Below are 19,623 nucleotides of genomic sequence, written 5' to 3' on the forward strand. Positions count from 1 at the left end.
TTCCGTCAAACATTATTAATTTCTAATTTTGAGCTTAAAATAACGTCAGCTTAAGACACACCTAATCATTGAACGGATACCGGCTTTCCTGCAGCGCCCACTGATTACAGGAAAGCCGGGAGCCCCTAAGGGAAAAACACCATGCAGAAAAACAACTCGCCAATAGAAGCCAAAGCCTGGCAAAAACTGGAAGAACATTATCATGAACTCGCGCCGAAGCACCTGCGGGAGCTGTTTGCGCAGGACCCGCAGCGTTTCGAGAAATTCTCGCTGCACCTGGAGGACATGCTGGTTGACCTCTCCAAGAACCGCGTGACGGAAGAGACCATGCAACTGCTCACAGACCTGGCGGAGGAACTGGCCTTGCCTGCTGCAATCGAGGAAATGTTCCGGGGAGAGCCCATCAACGCCACAGAAGGGAGAGCGGTACTCCATACGGCGCTCCGCAACTTCACCGATGAAAGCCTGGAGGTAGCGGGCGAAAACATCTTGGAAGAAGTGCGCAGTGTGCAGCAGCAGATGAAAGTATTCTGCGAGAAGCTGCACAGCGGCGCATGGCTGGGCTACACAGGCAAGCCGATCTCGCACATCGTGAACATCGGCATCGGCGGCTCCGACCTGGGGCCGCAGATGGTGTGCGAGGCGCTGAAGAGCTATCAGAAAGAGGATCTGCGAATCAGCTTTGTCTCCAACGTAGACGGCACCGACGCCGCCGAGACGCTGCGCCACCTCGACCCTGAGACCACGCTTTTTATTATCGCATCCAAAACTTTCACCACCAAAGAAACCATCACCAACGCGAAAACCGCCCGGGAGTGGTTCCTAAAAAAAGCTGCTGACAAGGAGCATATCAAAAAGCACTTTGTGGCGCTCTCCACCAATGTGGAGGCGGTGGTGGAATTCGGAATTGCACAAGAGAATACGTTCCGTTTCTGGGACTGGGTCGGGGGCCGCTTCTCGCTGTGGTCCGCCATCGGGCTTTCCATCGCCTGTGCCGTGGGGTACGACAAGTTCGAGGAATTGCTAAAGGGCGCCGAAGCCATGGACAAGCACTTTAGGGAGGCGCCGCTCCGCCAGAACATTCCGGTGCAGCTGGCACTGCTGAGCATCTGGTACACCAACTTCTTCGGCTGCCAGACACACGCCGTACTTCCCTATGACCAATACCTGCGCCTGCTGCCCGACTACCTGCAGCAGCTGATGATGGAGAGTAACGGCAAGAGCACCGACCGGAATGGCAAGCGCGTCGATTACCAGACGCAACCCGTTATATGGGGCGCAGCCGGCACCAACAGCCAGCACTCCTTTTTTCAGCTCATTCACCAGGGCACTGTGCTCATCCCTTCTGATTTCATCGCGCCGGCACAGAGCCATAACCCGCTGGGGCAGCACCATGCCTTGCTGCTCTCGAACTTCTTCGCGCAGACAGAAGCCCTGATGAAAGGCAAGACAGAAGCTGAGGTAAGAGAAGAGCTGCGATCCAAAAACCTGGGCAGCGAAGAACTGGAGCAACTGGTGCCGCATAAAGTGTTTGAAGGCAACAAGCCCTCCACGTCCATCATGTTTAAGCACCTGACCCCCTATACCCTGGGCAAGCTCGTTGCCATGTACGAGCATAAAACCTTTGTGCAAGGCGTTATCTGGAATGTGTACAGCTTTGACCAGTGGGGGGTGGAGCTTGGCAAACAGCTGGCCGGTGCCATCGAACCGGAACTATTGGGCGATGCCAAGGCCACACACGACAGCTCCACGACTGGCCTGATCAACTACTATAAAAATAACCGCTAACTAGCCGGGGAATGCTGCGTTAAAAGCGAAACGTGCCAGGTAAGACGGTATGTTTCGCTTTTATGTTTTATAACCTTTCCCCCTTTATATTGAGAGTACTGGTACCACAAAATCATAGGCAATGGTTGATGCTGCTGTTGTGCAGCCTGTGCCTCAGCAGCTGCGTCGATCATGATTTTTTCCAGGAAGACGCACGGGCTACAGCAGCTGAACTGGACGGGAACGCTCCTGCTGGACAGGATAGTGTATGGGCAGTGGCAGGGCGCCATTACGACCGGAGCGGCTTTCACCGCTTCTTTTGGGGCGACCATAACCGTACGGTCTGGACCACCCCTGTCAAGGTTCCCGTGCTCCACCTGGACTCGCTTTACGGGGGGCTGACAGTGGAGGAAAAAGGAGGCGGCTTCCAGACCACCAGCTTTACGCTGCAGGACAGCCTGGGCCGCCTCTACGCCCTGCGCTCCCTCGACAAAGACCCGCTGGAAGTATTGAGCCCCTTCTGGCGAAAAACGTTTGCCGCCAACATCGTGCGCGACCAGACTTCTGCCGCCAACCCGTATGGGGCGCTGGTTGTACCCGCGCTGGCAGAGGCAGCCGATGTCTATCACGGCAACTCCAGCATTTATTATATATCCCCGTCAGATACAAGCTTCGGCGAGTATGCGCCCGCAGTGCAGGGAAAGCTGTTTCTGCTGCAGGACAAGTTTGAGAGTCCCGCAGACCTCCTGCCCTCCTTCGGCGCTGCCGTAGATTTTGCCGACTCTGACGATGCCTTGCTGAACCGCTTCGAGCACAACACGCACCACTTCAACCAGGAAGCCTTTGCGCGTGCCCGGCTCCTGGACCTGCTCGTGGGGGATTGGGACCGGCACAAGGGACAATGGGAATGGGCGGTGGAAAAAAATGGCAGCGAGACTATTTACTACCCCATTCCCAAAGACAGGGATCAGGTGTTCCTGAAGATGAATGATGGCCTGATACCGGCTATCGCCACGAGTAAGTTTGTCGTACGCAAATTTCATAGCTTTGATGAGGATTTTGACGATGTGCAGGCCTATATGATCAACTCCGAGTTTATGGATGCGCGTTTATTACATGCCTTGAGCTTGCCTGAATGGCTACAGATAGCCGGCAACATGCAAGCTGCGCTAACAGACGCAGTGATCGAGCGGGCAGTTCGACGGCTTCCGGCGCCTGTTTATAAGCAGTTGGGGGAAGATTTGGCGGATAACCTGAAAAGCCGCCGCGATAAATTGCCTGAAATTGCCGAAAAGATGTACAGGATTCTGGCTGAAGAGGTAACCATTCCGGGTACAGATGCTGCCGAGCATTTCCTGGTTAACCGACTCGACAATTTGCAAACTGAAATAAGCGTGTACCGGAAACTGGACAACCATAGAAAAGGCAGGCGATTTTACCACCGCGTTTTCAACAGGAAAGACACGAAGCAGATTACGCTGCACGGGCTGGCAGGCGACGATTCCTTTGAGGTGAAGGGAAGTGTGCAGGACGGAATCCTGGTTAACATATATGGGGGCTTAGGCGAAGACACCATTGCCGACAGTTCTGAAGTAGCTGGCCTGAAAAGGAAGACACGCATATATGACACGCCACGTGGCAACGAGCTTTACTTTGGCACCGAGGCCAAAGACATGACCACAGACGACGTGCGGGTGCACGCCTATGACCGGGAGGGAAACTGAGGGAACCCGGAGATCAATCTACACCATGCTCTATATGTTCTTCCTTCCTATAGCATCCTTGGCTAAGCCTGTTGTGCGCTCTTTACTTCATTCAGGCTGGCATTGGCAGCAAAGGCCGCAATGTTCTCCAGGGTAATCTCTGCTATTTTATGCAGCGCATTGCTGGTAAAAAATGCCTGGTGGCCGGTTATCAGCACATTATTGAAAGATAGAAGCCGCATAAAAATATCATCCTGTATCACTTTCTCGGAGAGGTCCTCAAAGAAAAGGTCGGCCTCTTCCTCGTAGACATCAAGGCCAAGGTAACTGATCTGCTCGCTTTTTAACCCGTCAATCACGGCTACCGCATCAATAAGCGCGCCTCGGCTTGTGTTAATGAGCATGACCCCTTTCTTCATTTCACTGATAGAATCTGCGTTGATGATATGGTATGTGGCAGGCGTTAGCGGGCAGTGCAGCGAAATAATGTCAGATTCGGCATATATGGTCTTCAGGTCTGTAAATTCAATGCCGATGCGCTCACACTCTGCAGGCTTGGCAATGTCGTATCCCAGCACCCGGCAGCCAAAGCCCTTCAGGATTTTTGCGGTTACCAGCCCTATCTTACCCAACCCGATCAACCCGGCTGTCTTCCCATGCAGGTCGAACCCCATCAGACCGTTTAAGGCAAAATTCCCCTCCTTCACCCTGTTGTAGGCCCGATGCGTCTTTCGGTTTAGCGTAAGGATGAGCGCCAGCGTATGCTCCGCAACGGAGTAAGGGGAATAAGCCGGCACCCGAACCACCTTCATGCCCAGCGCTTCGGCCGCTTTAAGGTCCACGTTGTTGAAACCGGCACAGCGCAGTGCAATCAACTGCACCCCTTGCTCCGCTAGAATCTGCAGGACCTCCGCGTCTACGGTGTCATTCACAAACACACATGCTACCTTGTATCCCTTGGCTAAAATGGCCGTGCTTTGCTGGAGGTGCACCTCCAGAAACTTCAGGTTATAGCCGAACTCCTGATTGGCCCGGGCGAAGAACTGCTCGTCGTAAGGCTTTGAGCTAAAAAAAAGAACATCCATATCAGTGAAAATTAAGTGAGGAAGCCAAGTGCCTCCATGCTAAAACATTAGCTGCTCTACTACTTATATGGTGTGAAAGCAGAATTCTTTTTTATATCCTTTTGACCCATCGATCAATCAAATTCTTCTCAGCTGGATAGCTTTACCAATATAGCTCGTGATGCAACTTAAACTCAACCGGCTTTTTTCTCCTTTGCCACCCGTTGCAGCATCTTCAGTACCAGTTCCTCGGTGCCGGAGAGGTGCGCTGTGGTAGAAGACGCTGCGTCGTGGCGCTTCAGGTAAGTCAGCAGTTTATCTTCCCGGAAAAGGTTTACAACTTCCGGGTGGATATAATATTTGCTGCAAACGCTGGGCGTGTTACCCAGGCCCTTGGCCACATCTTTCACAGCCGCTTTGATGCTTTTTTCCTTGTCCAGGTCCGGGTCATTTTCCAACACACTCTCCAGGCACTCCACCATTTTCACGGTGCCGCCCCAGGTCCTGAAATCCTTGGCGGTGAAATCCTCCGCTGTTGCCTCGCGCAGGTACTCGTTCACGTCCCCGGACTCCAGTGTCTGCCGCTCTCCGTTCTCGTCGAAATACTGAAAGAGATCGTAACCCGGAATGTCGCGGCACTTTTTCACGAGGCGCGCCAGGCGGCGGTCCTCCAGGTCAATTTCATGCTCCACGCCTTTCTTCCCCCTGAAAGAGAAGCGGATGTTGTTGCCGTTGATTTCCACGTGCTTGTCGCGCAGGGTGGTGAGGCCGTATGATTTGTTTGACTTAGCGTAATGCCGGTTACCAATGCGGATAAGGGCATTGTCCATCAGCGAAAGCACAAGCGCGGTCACCTTCCGGCGGTCCAGTTTCCGGGAGTTTATATCCTGCTGGATGCGCTCCCGCAGCTGCGGCAACTGCTTCCCGAACTCGATCATGCGGCCGAACTTGGTGAGGCTGCGGGCCTCGGCCCACTGCGGGTGATAGATATACTGCTTGCGCCCTTTCTCGTCCCGGCCCGTTACCTGCAGGTGTCCTTTCGGGGATTTGCATATCCAAACGTCTGCCCAAGCGGGCGGAATCACCAGCGCTTTCAGCCGCTCCAGCACCTTTTCATCCGTTATGCGCTCACCCTTATCATCGAGAAAGGAAAATCCCTTGCCTGACTTCTTGCGGGTATAACCGGGTTTTTCATCTGTGGTGTACCTTAAACCTGCCCATGCCGCTGATTTGGACGGATCGGCGTATAATTCGTGAAACTCGTTTCTCTTTGCCATCTTCTGAGGCCTCCTCTTCGCTGCTTACCTCAGCACTACATACTTCAGATCATGGTAAAAGTTGTGCCGCCTGTTGTCTCTTGCTGCCTCCAAACAGGGCTTATTTGATATTCTCCTGTATCTTTGCCGCAACACTTCACGCTAAAACGCACCACACGCAATGTATAAGAACCTTTCCTATCTATATGCTTTTTTCGGCTTCTTTATGCTGGCCTGCGGCGTCGTGGCCGTTGACCTGGCCGGCGAGCAGGCTAACACGGCACTTTTCACAGGAGCTGCGGGCGGACTTTTAGGGTTGACCGCCGGCCATTTCCTGAACCGGGGCAAGCGCTGGGGCTTTATGCTGGGAACGCTCGAGGCCGGGCTGCTGACGCTACTGCTTGGCTGGCGCGCGGCCACCTATTTCCTGCGCCTCCTGGGCATGATGCAGCAGCCGCAGAACACGGCCTCCACCGAGACGGCGGGCATGGCGTTTCTGCTCACGACGGCCATGCTGGTGATTGCGCTCCTCACATTTACAGTGTCTGTCATGTTCGGAAAACAAGTGTTAAGAGAGACAAAGTGAGCGTTGGTATATATAATTTCCCATTCTGCTTGGCATCCAGTATCTTGACTTGTTCTATTATCTCCAATTAACCCTCAGCAAACATGCGATATAAAATCGGTTTGAGTATCGTTCTTACGGCAAGCCTTGTGAGTGCTGCCGAGGCTCAGACAAAACTCGTAGAGAAGGTGTCCCGCCAGGGCGACGAACTGGTGATCCCTTACAGTAAATACAAGCTGGCAAATGGCCTCACCCTGATCGTACACGAAGATCATTCAGACCCGGTGGTGCATGTGGATGTCACGTACCATGTGGGTTCTGCCCGTGAGGAAGTCGGGAAATCTGGCTTCGCCCACTTTTTTGAGCATATGATGTTCCAGGGTTCCGACAATGTGGCGGATGAGGAGCACTTCAGGATTGTGTCGGAGTCGGGGGGCACGCTGAACGGCAGCACCAACCGCGACCGCACCAACTATTACGAGACCGTGCCGAGCAACCAGCTGGAAACGGCGCTGTGGCTGGAGGCGGACCGCATGGGCTTTCTGCTGGACGCCGTAACGCAGCCGAAGTTTGAGGTGCAGCGCGAAACAGTGAAGAACGAGCGCGGCCAGAACTACGACAACCGCCCATACGGCCTGGTATATGAGATGACATCCAAGAATCTCTACCCCTATGGCCACCCTTACTCCTGGACCACTATCGGGTACCTGGAGGACCTGAACCGGGGAGACCTCAACGACCTGAAAAACTTTTTCCTGCGCTGGTATGGCCCGAACAACGCTACCCTGACAGTAGGCGGCGATGTGAAGCCGGAAGAGGTGGTGAAGCTGGCTGAGCAGTATTTTGGCTCGATCCCTGCCGGCCCTGCCGTGCAGGACATGCCGCCTGTAATGCCAACCCTCACGGCAGACCGCTACGTGTCTTACGAAGACAATGTGCGCTTCCCGATGCTGCGGATGACGTACCCGGTACCGGAAGCGGGCCACAAGGACGAGCCGGCGCTGGATGTGCTGGCGGAGGTGCTGGGGCAGGGCAAGAACTCCATCTTCTACAAAAACTTTGTGAAGCCGCAGAAAGCCATGAGCGCCTCCACCTTCAACTCCACATCTGAGCTTGCTGGTGAGTTTGGCATCAGCATCATGGCCTATCCGAACACCAGCCTGGCTGAGACGGAGAAACTGGTGCGCGAATCGCTCGCTGAGTTTGAGAAACGCGGAATCAACGAAGAGGACCTGATCCGGTTCAAGGCTACCGCAGAATCGAGCCTCGTGAACCGCATGGCCAGCGTGAGCGGCAAGGTATCGCAGCTGGCTTACTACGAGACCTTCCGCAACAACCCCAATTATATACAGGAGGAGCTAAAGCGCATCCAGTCGGTGACGAAAGAGGATGTGGAGCGGGTATATAACCAGTACATCAAGGGAAAGCCTGCCGTGATATTGAGTGTGGTGCCAAAGGGCAAAACAGATCTTTTGGCCAAGGAGAATAACTACACCATATCTGAAGAAGGCTTTACACCGGCAGCAGACACGTACAGCGGCCTGCAGTATACCAAAGCGGTTGATACCTTCGACCGCAGCAAGCGCCCAGCCTCCGGCGCCAACCCGGTGATCAGCGTGCCCAACTACTATAACACCAGCTTCAAGAACGGCCTGAAGGTGATCGGCACAAAGTCGGATGAGATACCGACCGTAACGCTGCAACTGACCATCGACGGCGGGCACCGCCTTTCGGCAACAGAACCGGGCAAAGCCGGCATCAGCACCCTCACCGCCGACATGATGAACGAAGACACCGAGAACTATACCTCGGAGCAGTTCAGCAACGAGCTCGACAAGCTGGGCAGTTCCATCCGCATCGGCTCCGGCGCAGACGAAACCTATGTGTATGTCCAGTCGCTGAAGAAGAACCTCGATAAGACACTGGCCCTGCTGCAGGAGCGCTTGTTCCGGCCAAAGTTTACGCAGGAGGATTTTGACCGCCTGAAGAAGCAACAGCTGGAAGGCATTGCCAACCAGGCCACGCAGCCGACTGCCATTGCCAACAATGTTTACAATAAACTGCTATATGGCGAAGGCCATATCATGGCGGTCCCCACTTCCGGCACAGCCGAGACAGTCGGGAATATAACCCTGCAGGACGTGCAGGGCTTTTACCAGAAGTACTATTCTCCTACTGTTTCCAGCCTGGTGGTTGTAGGCGATATCTCTGAGAAGGAAATTCTGGGCAAGCTGGCCTTCCTGAAAGACTGGAAAAAGAAGAACGTAAAAATTCCGGCTGACACAAAGGCCCAGGCCATCGACAAAACCCGCCTCTACTTTGTAGACAAGCCTGATGCAGCGCAGTCTGAAATCCGGATCGGGTATATGGCCATGCCCTTTGACGCGACAGGCGAGTATTACAAAGCCGGTCTGATGAACTATGTGCTGGGAGGCGCTTTCAACAGCCGCATCAACCTGAACCTGCGCGAAGACAAAGGCTATACCTACGGCGCCCGCTCTTACTTCGACGGCAGCAAGTACGCGGGTCCGTTCACGGCTTCTGCCGGTGTGCGTGCCGATGCCTCCGCTGCCTCCGTCACAGAGTTCATGAAAGAGCTGACAAGCTTTCAAAACGAGGGCATTTCGGAGGAGGAGGTAAAATTCATGAAGAACTCCGTCGGGCAATCGGATGCCCGCAAGTACGAAACGCCTTCCCAGAAAGCAGGCTTCCTTGGCCGCATCGTCGACTATAACCTCAAGAAGGATTTTGTGAAAAAGCAGACCGATATCCTGATCGGCATCACCGAGAATGACATCGACGCACTGGCAGCCAAACACCTGCCGGTGAACAACATGCACATTGTGGTAGTGGGAGACAAAAAGACGGTTATGCCCCAACTGGAGGCACTGCAGTATGAAGTAGTGGAACTGGATACGGATGGCAACCCCGTTGGCAGCTCGTCTACCAAATAGAAGCAGCATGCATCCTGAACAAAGGCCCCTGAGAAGTCAGGGGCCTTTGTTTTTCCCCGTGCAGGAGCAGTCGCCGCAGAAAAGGACGCAACCCTGCCGAAGCAAACTTCCGTAATGCAGTAAACCCTGCCGCCGCGTTCATATATCCTTTCAGGATTAGAGGATACATGCGCGTGGGATTAACACGGTTGGGGGCACAGGAAATTTAAGGTGTAATTCTGATCTGAACCATGATAAGCATATATAATTACCGCAAGTACTTGCTGGCACTGCTCTGTATGTTCGTACTCAGCAGCTGCAAAGACAATGACGGCGTTATCTTCTCAGTGGAGGACGATATAAACCTGGGCCAGCAGGTGTCCCATGAGGTTGACTCCACGTACCGGGCGCAGGGCAAACTGCTCGAGCGCAGCAACAGCAATGCGAACGTGCAGAAAGCCTACCAGAACCTCGACCGTATTGTGAACCGGATACTTAACTCCGGCCAGGTAAAGTATCAGCAGGAGTTCCCATGGTCGGTGAAAATCATTCAGGATGAGGAGACACTCAATGCCTTCGCCACCCCCGGAGGCCATATATACGTGTACACAGGCCTGATCAAGTACCTGGAGCGTGAGGACCATTTCGCCGGTGTGCTCGCCCACGAGATTGCGCACGCTGACAAGCGACACAGCGTGAAGCAGCTGCAGCGGGACTATGGCATTGCCCTGCTCCTTTCGGTGGCGCTCGGCAACGACCCCGGTACCCTGCAGCAGATCGCGGCACAGTTAACCGGTACGCTGACTGGGTTGAAATTCAGCCGTGACGCTGAAACAGAAGCCGACAACGCCTCAATCGAGTACCTGGCCGGCACCAACTTTTACGCCTGCGACGGGGCAGCCGGCTTTTTCCTGAAGCTGGAGCAGGACGCGCAGCAGGGCGGCGCGCCGCCGGAGTTTCTGAGCACCCACCCAAGCCCTGATAACCGTATACAGAACATCCGGCAAAAGGCGGAGCAGAAGGGATGCAAAACAAGCGCCGCGCCTGACACGGACTTTGACCAGCTGAAAAGTGCTTTGAACCTTTAAAACGACAGAAATGCCTGCCTTAAACTGCAGGCATTTCTTCTGACACAACTATGAAAAATCTCAAGAACCAGGCTGCCAAAGCCATCCTGAAGGCCGAAGCGAAAGTCGATTACCTCACCTTTGAGCTTAAAAACAAGCTGGGCATGAACCGCCCGCTGCAGATCGTAACCTACCGCAGCTACGGCACTCCTGGCAGATTGTATGTAAAAGGACGCGTTCTGGTGAACAAAGGCATCACCCGCTCGGAGGAGAACGATACGCTCTGGGAAAACCTCCTGAACATGTACCGCCGCTTCGAGAGCGATGAAGTGCCGAATGCCCGGGTGCAACTGACGCTGCAGGGGCAGGAGCACGACATTACCACCGACGGGGAAGGCTACTTTGTGCTGAACATCGAACCGAAGGAACCACTGCACCTGGAGGATATATGGCACAAGATCGATATCCGGTTGATCGATGCGCCGGTGAAACTGGAGGAAGAGGTGCGCGAACCAGCCTATGTGCTGGTGCCGCCGCCGGACGCGGAATACGGCATCATCTCCGACATCGACGATACGATCGTCCGGACAGGCGCCACCAGCATGCTGGAGACCGGCAGGAACGTACTGCTGAACAACGCCCATACCCGCATTCCGTTTCATGGCGTTTCGCAGTTTTACCGCTCCCTGCAGCTGGGCCGCAACGGCAAGCGCAACAACCCCTTCTTCTACGTGTCGAGCAGCCCCTGGAACAATTACGACCTGCTTTACCACTTCCTCGAGCTGAACGGGATTCCGCAAGGCCCGCTCCTGCTCCGCGACTTTGGCATCGACGAAAACAAGCTGGGCCACTCGGACCACATGAGCCACAAATACAAAGAGATTGAGAACATCCTCATCACGTACCCCAAACTCAATTTTATCCTGATCGGTGACAGCGGCCAGCAGGATGCCGTCATTTACCGCGAGGTAGTGAAAAACCATCCCGGGCGCATCATGGCCATCTATATACGCGATGTAAAGGTCGAGGCCCGTACCAAAGCTGTTACCACGATCGCAGATGAGCTGAAGCAGGAAGGCGAGGTAGAGCTGGTGCTGGTAAATGAAACTACCGCCGCCGCAGAGCATGCCGCCAATTGTGGTTTTATCTATACAGAGGAAGTGGAGGAAGTAAGCCGGGAGGCCGAAATAGACAAAGAAGGCGATAAATGAGGAGGCAAAAGCCTGCGCAAAGTATTCGTTGACCCTGCCAAACCTGCTAATTAGGCTCTCGGCGTATAGAATGCATATATAAAAAGAGGGGGCAAAATTGCCCCCCTCTTTTTATATATGCCATATTTTTACTTGGAGAACATGATGGTATCGATAGCGGCAGAGCCAGCGGGATTACCCGTATTTTCACCATCCAGCACCACCTCCAGGCGCATCACACCCCGCGTAGCACCCAGGTCCACCACCTGCACGGAATTGTTGCCCCAGGCAGGGATTTTTTCTCAAGGAGCAATTTGTTATTGTGTCCATATAGGCGCACAAACGACATGTCCTCATACCCATCGATGTCCAGCACGGTAATTTCCTTCAACTTCACTCCTCCCACAGAGGAGAAATCAAGGCTTATTATTCCGCCGTATTGATTGTCGTCTGGCGTGCTTTCGGCGTTCTTGTTGATGATGAGGACCTTGACCAGATCAAATTTGTGCCCGGGGCCGGTATATAGATTAGTCGTCAGGTGCGAAGCGCCTCACAGGTTTGGCGGTATCTGGTTACATACGCTGTGATAGTTAGCAAAACATACTGCCAAACACCTGCATCTGAATCCCTTCTACCTGTTGTTTAGTTACTTACGGCAGCACGTTAATATAATTTCAAGAAGATTTAAAATGGTGGGTGTCGCGTTAAAAGACAACAGCGAATTAATAATTTAATCAAGCGAATTACCAGCCCCAACTGCCTAAACGACCCGGAAATATTTGTTACTGTAGGTGTAAAAACGTAACTTTAATATTTAACGGCAACCTGCTGTCGCAATCCATTTGCCTGCGGCACTCGTTTATGTAGACTCAACCTTTGAACTCATTTAATTTTATGACTATGGCATTCAACAATATTTTAGTTTTTTTAGGCGGCCTCGGAGGCACCGAAGTGATCTTAATCCTGGTGGTGATCCTGCTCCTTTTCGGCGCCAAGCGCATCCCGGAGTTGGCAAAGGGATTGGGCCGTGGCATCCGCGAGTTTAAGGATGCCACCAACGAGATCAGAAATGATATAGAGAACCCTAAAACAGAGAATAAAAAGCCAGCGGACGAAGTGCGCAAAACGGAAGTGCACACCACGGATACCAGACCAGAGAAGGCCACATTGTAAAGCAATCACTGGAGACTCATAGCTGAAGTAATTTTTAAAGCATCTTCAGATTTCTGAGCAATAATTTTTCAAGTATCAGCTATACTTTCCTGGCATAGCCGTAGTTATATATACATGTTTTATATATAACTGCGGCTATGTCATTTAAAGCAAGATTCTGGAAAAGGAAGGCACCGCTGCAACAACCGACACCCAAAAAAAGCCTCACGCGGGAATGGGCTGATGCGGTGATGTTTGCCCTTGTGTTCGCCAGCCTGATCCGCTGGGCTACGTTCGAGGCTTACGCAATCCCGTCTTCCTCAATGGAGAAGTCGCTGCTGGTGGGAGACTACCTGTTTGTGAGCAAGCTGCACTACGGCCCCCGCACCCCAGGCACCCCGCTCCAGGTCCCGCTAACGCACCAGACCGTGTGGGGCACCAGTCTCCCCTCCTACTCCGATGCGATACAACTCAGCCCTTACCGCCTGCCCGGCTTTTCGGAAGTCAAGAGAAACGATGCCGTGGTGTTTAACTTTCCGGCTGAGCAAGGGCATCCCCTCGACCTGAAAACCTACTATATAAAGCGCTGCATTGGGGTAGCCGGAGACACCGTGGCTATCAAACGCGGGCAGGTATATATCAACGGCACCGCCACGGGTAACCCGGATGATATGCAGTTAAGGTATTTGCTGACAACGGACAGGGTGCTGGATGAAAGCTTTTTCCTGGACCGCGACATCACCGACAGCTACCGCACCCGGGCGGGGTATATGGTACATGTAAGCCCGGAGAAGGCCCGGCAGCTGGCAAGCCTTGAGTTTATCAAAACAGTAACACGGCAATTGGCTTCACCACAAATGGCAGAAGCAGGCATTTTCCCCCACGCGTCGGATCTGTACAAATGGAACAAGGATAATTTCGGCCCCTTATATATCCCCGCACAGGGCATGACGGTGGCCATTACGCCGGAGACGCTGCCTTTGTACGAAAAAGTGATTCTGGAGTATGAGCATAACGAGCATGCGGAGGTGCGTGACGGAAAGCTATATATAGATGGGCAGGAAGCCAATCGGTACACCTTTAAGCAGGACTACTATTTTATGATGGGGGACAACCGCGACAATTCCCTCGATTCACGCTACTGGGGATTTGTGCCGGAGGATCACTTGGTAGGTAAAGCCGTGTTTGTGTGGATGTCAGTGAACCCGCACGGCAAATTCCTGGACAAGATCAGGTGGAGCCACCTGTTCAGCAGGATCGACTAAGCACTATATAACCTGCAGTTGTAGTTGACATATAGCAGCTATCACTGCATGAATTTTGATTTTCACTAACTAGAGTGGTCGGCAATGATTTTCCAACCGTCCTCAAACTTACGGAAGATCACGGAAAAGTGCCCTTCCAGATCGCCTGCATCCACCTTCCGCGCCAGGTGCCACTTCCCCACCACCAGCATTGTTTCCGGCGATAGTTCCCGCATCTCCTTCACTTCAAACATAAGCTGGCCCATGGCAGCCGCGTCAGGGTAGCCGCGCCGGTAGTTATCAAGGGTCTGCTGCCACCCGTAGGTCAAGCCCCGGGAGCCCACAAACAGCAGTGAGTCAGATCTCCAGTAGCCATGCATAAAGCACTCCAGGTCGCCCTGGCTCCAGCAAAGGCTCTGCTCCGTCAGCACCTGGCGCACCGCTGCCTTCGCCGCACCGGCTGTCTGCGGTTGTATTGCCCGGGTGCAGGCAACGGTAAAACCCAGGCACAAGCCCAGTACAAGCAACAGGCTATTTCTCATCTTTCTCCGGAAGTATATCCTTTAAATAGTTGGTGCCGCCCAGGCTGCTCATGGCGCGCGCAATGCGGTAGCGGCGGCGCAGCACGTAGGCAGAGGGGCGCTGAGCCGAGAACTTGATAGGGTTGGGCAGCACCGCCGCCAGCAAGGCAGCCTGTTGGCGGCCGACTTCTTTGGCTGGCTTCTTAAAGTACTTCTGGCTGGCAGCCTCCACCCCGAACACGCCGTCACCCATTTCGGCTATGTTCAGGTAAACCTCCAGGATGCGCTCCTTCCCCCACAGCGCCTCAATCAACATGGTGAAATACGCCTCTACGGCTTTCCGGAAGTAGCTGCGGCCGTGCCACAGAAATACGTTTTTGGCCACCTGCTGGCTTATGGTGCTTCCGCCCCGGATATTGCCCCCTTTACGGTTGCGCTTGATGGCATCCAGGATGGCGTCCACGTCAAAGCCATTGTGGTCCGGGAAGCGCTGGTCCTCGGAGGCAACAACCGCCAAAGGCAGCTGCTCCGACATTTCCTCCAATTGGACAAAACTATAGCGAATCTGGGGGTTCTCTTTATCCGCCGCACCAGCCTCAGCCCGGCGCTTCAGCATATGGAGCGTGGCAGGAGGCGCCACCCACCGGTATAAAAGCACCCACGCAATGCTCAACAGGAACAGGCTCAGCACTAACCTCACCAGCAGCAGCTTCACCACCCTTAGCCCCAATCGCTTTTTACTCATTTTTGTACTATCGCTTCAAGGTCGCAAAGGTAACGAGTTCTCAAGATTTAGCAAGCCGGCTGCGCCCCCTCCTGCTCCTCCCGTGGCTAACACCAGCGCCTGAAGTGCGTAAGCGATGGTAATAAGAGTAATTTCTGAGCACAAAAGGCCGGCTTGGCTGTTAGCTTTTAAGAAGACACTGATCATATGGCAAGATACCTCCCCCTTTTCCCGCTCAGCATTGTGGTTTTCCCGGGCGAAAAGCTGAACCTGCACGTGTTTGAGCCCCGCTACAAGCAACTGGTGCTGGAGTGCGTGGCGCAGGAAAAAACGTTCGGCATCCCGACTTTTATCCAGAACGGGGTTGGCGCGTACGGTACCGAGATGAAAATTCTGGGTATTGAGAAAAAATACCCCAACGGGGAGATGGACATTCGTACAACAGGGTTAAAGGTGTTCAAAATCCTGCAGTTCGATAAAATGGCGCCGGGCAGGCTATATGCCGGCGGCGAAGTAGAGGATGTGGATTACACGGATGACGAGGACATCGTCACAAAACTGAAGATAACGGAGCAGCTGAAAGTCCTTTACGAATCGCTTGGCATCAACAAGTTGCTTCAGGAGCTGCCGGCTGACTACAAAAGCTTCGACGTGGGGCATCATCTCGGCCTGACCCTTGAGCAGGAATATGCCCTGCTACAACTAAAAAACGAGTCTGAACGCCAGGAGGTGATCTTACAGCACCTGCAACACATCATGCCGGTAGTGCAGGAAACGGAGCGGCTCAAGGACCGGGTGCGCCTGAACGGACACTTCAAGAACCTGCTCCCCCCTCACTTTTAGAAATGGCTTGATATATTGAAGATTACAAAGCAATTTTTTTTTGAAATCTGGTGTGGCTGTGCTTTATAAAGGCTTACACAATAGCTGTAGCTTAATGTAGTGTTACCTGGCATTTATGCCATTTTATATTTTCTAAGCTGATCTACTTTATATGCTGATCTACTTTCTCGTCATTATCCCCACACTGCTGTTCGCCTTTCTGGCATTCAGCTACTGGCAGGAGCGTAAGTACCGACGCAAGCCCTTTTACAAACTGGCAGATGTGGGTTGGCAGCGTTACACGCCGCCGCCGGATGCGAAGCTGGTGCACTCAGTTGCGATGCTGGGGGATGTGGGCGCGGTAGCAACCGATGGCAGTGACCCTGTGCTGCGGCTCTTCGAGAAATGGCAAAATTCAGTGGGCGAAGCAAGCACGGCCGTCTTTCTGGGTGATAATCTTTACCCCATTGGCCTGCCGCCAGAAGACCACCGCCTGCGCAAAGCCGCCCAGACCCGCCTCGACCTGCTGCTGACCCATATCAGCAACTACCCCGGCAAGGGAATCTTCCTGAGCGGAAACCACGATTGGTTGAAAGGCAGGGAGGGCGGCTACGAGCAGATGCTGCGCCAGGAGCGCTACGTGCTGGACAGGCTGCAGGACGCGGACAGCTACCTGCCGCGCCATGGCTGCCCCGGCCCCGTGAGCATACAACTGGCTGAAGGGCTGCTGCTGGTCATCATTAATACGCAGTGGTTTGTGCAGCGCGGCGAGAAGCCCCTTGGCAGCGAATACGGTTGCCCCTATAGCGACATTGAAGAGTTTTTCATAGAGTTCAACAACCTGCTGCGCCGCAACACGCACCAGCGGGTGTTCGTGGCAGCCCATCACCCCCTCTACAGCAATGCCCTGCATGGCGGCAAATTCACGATGAAGCAGCACATTTTCCCGCTCACTGCCGCGCACAAACGCATCTATATCCCCTTGCCCATCTTCGGCTCTCTCTATCCTTTCTACCGCAAACTGTTTGGCGCGTACGAAGACATGTCGCACCGCAAATACAAGAAGATGCGCAAGCGCTTGCTGCGCATCATGCACAGATACAGCAACATTATATATGTGGCCGGGCACGACCACAACCTGCAGCATTTTGAGGTGCGGCAAAACCACTTCATTGTAAGCGGCTCAGGCAGTAAGACTGCTTTTGTGAAAAAAGGGGGCAGGGCTACCTTTACGCTCGAGGAACTGGGCTTTTTCGTACTCAACTACTACAGCAACGGAGAGGTTTGGGTGGAGGCGCTTGCCGCTGCTGAACCTGACGAGGAGATGGTCGTGTTCCGCAAAAAGCTTGACAGTGTACTTTTACCTGCCCCTGCCCCGGAACAGACAACAGAAGTTTAGCTACAGTTCTTTCTCGTTCTGGGTGGGTGGCAGGATTACTTTCAGGCTCTTAGGGTGCATTTCCACCGTCACCTCGGTGCCTAAGTCTATGGGCTCGCCATCAATGTGCATCACTTCACCATCCAGATTATAAATTTTGGCCCACTTGCAGCTTAGTCGGCGGGTATAGACAGAGGTGTCGATGCTGTCGGTGTAAAGCTTATATAAAATGCCGATGCCGGCCGCTTTTGGAAAGGGCTCGATGAGGCAGATCTCGAAGCGGCCGTCGTTTAGGATCCCGTTCGGGTTGATATTGGCGTTGCTTCCAAACGCGTTGGCGTTGGCGATGGTCACCATAAAGGCAGTGCCTTCAAACACCTCCGCGTCTGTCTCTATCCGGTAGTTCTTCGGCTCATAGCTCATGTACTCCTGCATGGCGATCCAGGCATAGGAGCCGGGTCCGCGGGTTTCTCCGGCGCAAAACCTTTCAACCACGAGCGCATTAAAGCCCAGGTCGCTGAGGTGGATGGACGGATGCCCGTTCAGGGTGATGGTGTCAATGTTGCGAACTACATGTTCGTGCACCAGTTCCAGCGCCTCCTCCGTGTCCTGCGGGATAATGAGGTCTTTCGAAAGGCCGTTACCGGAACCCAGCGGGATGATGCCCAGCGGCGTATCAGTATGAATCAGCAGGCTAGCCACCAGGTTAACGGTGCCGTCGCCACCAACCGCGTACACGCTGTCGAATTCTTTAGTCTGTATTTTTTGACGGATGATCTCTTTATCGTCCTCGCCTGTGGTACGGTATATCTCACAGTGGATGTCATGCGACGAGCATTCTTCCCTAATTTCCTCCTCCAGCTCCTCTTTGTCAATATCGCCGGCAATTGGGTTGATCACGAACAGCAGTCTGTTGTGCTTTTTTTCTTCCATAGTGGTGCTTCTTACGCTTATTTAGCTATCCTTTGATACGATATCCGCAATGGAAAGTAACCAAAGAACTAACATGTCTGACTTTAATGCGTTGCTTCTCCGGCATACCAAAAAAATAAGATCAGATACGCGGCACAGATGCGGCTTACGCTGCACCTTTTTATAACAAGATGATGCACAAGCCCCCTCATACCTCACCTGCCGCGGGCAAACAGGCTTTTACTGCATGTTTTACTGCTGCAATCCTTCGGGCAGCCCATCCGGGTATTCCTCTTGTATGGCCTGCTCAATTTCTGCTACGCGGTTGCCTGGGTTGGGGTGCGTCTGCATAAATTCAGGGCCTCCTCCTGCCCCGCCGCCAGCCTTCTCCAGTATATGCATCACCTCGATCATGGCCCGTGGGTCATAGCCGGCTGCGCCGGTCAGTTGCACCGCCAGCCTATCAGACTCCAGTTCATCCTCGCGGCCGTAGCGCATGTTCACCAGCTTGCCCACCATGGCTGCCACCACGGCCCCTCCCTGGCTGGCAGGGTTTTCCGGGTCGTAGGTGGCGATCGCCGCCGCGCCGGTGAGACCCTGCGTCAGTTTTGCCTTTGCCAGCTGCTCAGCAGAGTGCCTTGCCACCACATGTCCGATCTCATGACCCAGCACGCCGGCTAACTGCGCTTCTGAGGAGAGTTGTTTCAACAGCCCCGCCGTAATAAACACCTGCCCGCCGGGCAGGGCAAAGGCATTCACCGTTTGCTCATCGGCCAGCAGGTGAAAGTCGAACTGATAGGGCGTGCTGCTCACTTTTGTGTTCTGAACCAGTTTCTGTCCGATTGCCTTCACCTCCTGGGCTGCCTCCTGGTCCGGGTGCAGGCCGCCGTACTGCTCCGCCATTTGCGGAGCCGCCTGCAGGCCAAGGGCTATCTCCTGCTCCACGCTCATATCCACGTGCTGCGACTCGCCGGTAAATTCATTTTCCTGCGTGTTGCACCAATAAGTCACCAGGGACACTGCCGCAATCAGCAGGGCTACTATAAACTTCATTATGGCTCTCATCGTTTTTTTCTAAAGGAGGTTACGGCGCATCTACGACGTGCAGACGCCTTGGTAACAGATGAACGACACAGCTTATACTGTGGTTGCCCATAATTAAAGCGCCGCCCGCTATCAGGGTGAGTGCCTGCTGGCAGCCTTACGCTTACTCCTTTTATGTATTACCAAACCACATTTACACAGGCCTTATAAGGTATATAGCTACTTTTTAAAGGCATTACCGTAGTAAAAGAAAAAAAGCTGCCTGCAAGGCAGTACGTTTA

General features: G+C 53.6%; 16 protein-coding genes. 10 read left to right on the plus strand and 6 right to left on the minus strand.

Translation table 11 applies throughout. The annotated features are described in order from the left end of the window. Positions 1–141 precede the first annotated feature (141 nt). Both pgi and ABD920_RS24725 read left to right on the plus strand, forming a co-directional pair. Positions 142–1,788, plus strand: a complete 1,647-nt coding sequence (gene pgi / locus ABD920_RS24720; RefSeq protein ID WP_345163765.1) for a glucose-6-phosphate isomerase — start codon at positions 142–144, stop codon at positions 1,786–1,788. A 128-nt stretch (positions 1,789–1,916) separates the two neighbouring features. After that, positions 1,917–3,491: a hypothetical protein gene (locus ABD920_RS24725; protein WP_345163768.1), complete on the plus strand. Its 1,575-nt coding sequence runs from the start codon at positions 1,917–1,919 to the stop codon at positions 3,489–3,491. A 62-nt stretch (positions 3,492–3,553) separates the two neighbouring features. On the opposite strand, the gene ABD920_RS24730 is transcribed toward ABD920_RS24725, so the two are convergent. After that, positions 3,554–4,555 (minus strand): 2-hydroxyacid dehydrogenase, encoded by a 1,002-nt coding sequence (locus ABD920_RS24730; protein ID WP_345163771.1) that lies wholly within the window; start codon positions 4,553–4,555, stop codon positions 3,554–3,556. 173 nt (positions 4,556–4,728) lie between these two features. Next, positions 4,729–5,811 carry a DNA topoisomerase IB gene (locus ABD920_RS24735; protein WP_345163774.1) on the minus strand — a complete coding sequence of 361 codons (1,083 nt, stop codon included), beginning with the start codon at positions 5,809–5,811 and terminating at the stop codon, positions 4,729–4,731. Positions 5,812–5,971: 160 nt separating this feature from the next. Between ABD920_RS24735 and ABD920_RS24740 the strand changes: the two genes are divergently transcribed. From ABD920_RS24740 to lepB, 6 genes are all read left to right on the plus strand, one after another. Beyond that, the gene (locus ABD920_RS24740; RefSeq protein WP_345163777.1) at positions 5,972–6,376 is read left to right on the plus strand and encodes a hypothetical protein; all 405 of its coding nucleotides are present in this window, start codon (positions 5,972–5,974) and stop codon (positions 6,374–6,376) included. A gap of 83 nt (positions 6,377–6,459) precedes the next feature. Further along, positions 6,460–9,309, plus strand: a complete 2,850-nt coding sequence (locus ABD920_RS24745) for a M16 family metallopeptidase (RefSeq protein WP_345163780.1) — start codon at positions 6,460–6,462, stop codon at positions 9,307–9,309. 230 nt (positions 9,310–9,539) lie between these two features. Continuing rightward, entirely contained in the window at positions 9,540–10,376 is an 837-nt protein-coding gene (locus ABD920_RS24750) for a M48 family metalloprotease (RefSeq protein ID WP_345163783.1), read from the plus strand. A gap of 50 nt (positions 10,377–10,426) precedes the next feature. Beyond that, positions 10,427–11,566: an App1 family protein phosphatidate phosphatase gene (locus ABD920_RS24755; RefSeq protein ID WP_345163786.1), complete on the plus strand. Its 1,140-nt coding sequence runs from the start codon at positions 10,427–10,429 to the stop codon at positions 11,564–11,566. A gap of 879 nt (positions 11,567–12,445) precedes the next feature. Next, positions 12,446–12,718: a Sec-independent protein translocase subunit TatA/TatB gene (locus ABD920_RS24760; protein WP_345163789.1), complete on the plus strand. Its 273-nt coding sequence runs from the start codon at positions 12,446–12,448 to the stop codon at positions 12,716–12,718. Positions 12,719–12,855: 137 nt separating this feature from the next. Beyond that, positions 12,856–13,962 carry a signal peptidase I gene (gene lepB / locus ABD920_RS24765; RefSeq protein WP_345163792.1) on the plus strand — a complete coding sequence of 369 codons (1,107 nt, stop codon included), beginning with the start codon at positions 12,856–12,858 and terminating at the stop codon, positions 13,960–13,962. A gap of 65 nt (positions 13,963–14,027) precedes the next feature. Here lepB and ABD920_RS24770 read toward each other — a convergent pair whose 3' ends face one another. Beyond that, the gene (locus ABD920_RS24770) at positions 14,028–14,483 is read right to left on the minus strand and encodes a YybH family protein (RefSeq protein ID WP_345163795.1); all 456 of its coding nucleotides are present in this window, start codon (positions 14,481–14,483) and stop codon (positions 14,028–14,030) included. Beyond that, entirely contained in the window at positions 14,473–15,207 is a 735-nt protein-coding gene (mtgA, locus tag ABD920_RS24775) for a monofunctional biosynthetic peptidoglycan transglycosylase (RefSeq protein WP_345163798.1), read from the minus strand. Before mtgA ends, ABD920_RS24770 begins: the two co-directional genes overlap by 11 nt. 186 nt (positions 15,208–15,393) lie before the next feature. Here mtgA and ABD920_RS24780 point away from each other — a divergent pair, with 186 nt between their 5' ends. Next, a complete protein-coding gene (locus tag ABD920_RS24780; RefSeq protein ID WP_345163801.1) occupies positions 15,394–16,029 on the plus strand; it encodes an LON peptidase substrate-binding domain-containing protein in 636 nt (211 codons plus the stop codon). 151 nt (positions 16,030–16,180) lie between these two features. Beyond that, on the plus strand, positions 16,181–17,407 hold the full coding sequence (locus ABD920_RS24785; RefSeq protein WP_345163804.1) for a metallophosphoesterase: 1,227 nt from the start codon (positions 16,181–16,183) through the stop codon (positions 17,405–17,407). On the opposite strand, the gene ABD920_RS24790 is transcribed toward ABD920_RS24785, so the two are convergent. Together ABD920_RS24790 and ABD920_RS24795 are read right to left on the minus strand one after the other, a co-directional pair. After that, positions 17,408–18,319: a diacylglycerol/lipid kinase family protein gene (locus tag ABD920_RS24790; protein ID WP_345163807.1), complete on the minus strand. Its 912-nt coding sequence runs from the start codon at positions 18,317–18,319 to the stop codon at positions 17,408–17,410. A gap of 231 nt (positions 18,320–18,550) precedes the next feature. Next, positions 18,551–19,351, minus strand: coding sequence for a M48 family metalloprotease (locus tag ABD920_RS24795; RefSeq protein WP_345163810.1), 801 nt, complete (start codon positions 19,349–19,351; stop codon positions 18,551–18,553). Between the last annotated feature and the right edge of the window lie 272 nt (positions 19,352–19,623).

The sequence above is a fragment of the Pontibacter saemangeumensis genome, assembly GCF_039541895.1.
GTDB classification, from domain to species: domain Bacteria; phylum Bacteroidota; class Bacteroidia; order Cytophagales; family Hymenobacteraceae; genus Pontibacter; species Pontibacter saemangeumensis.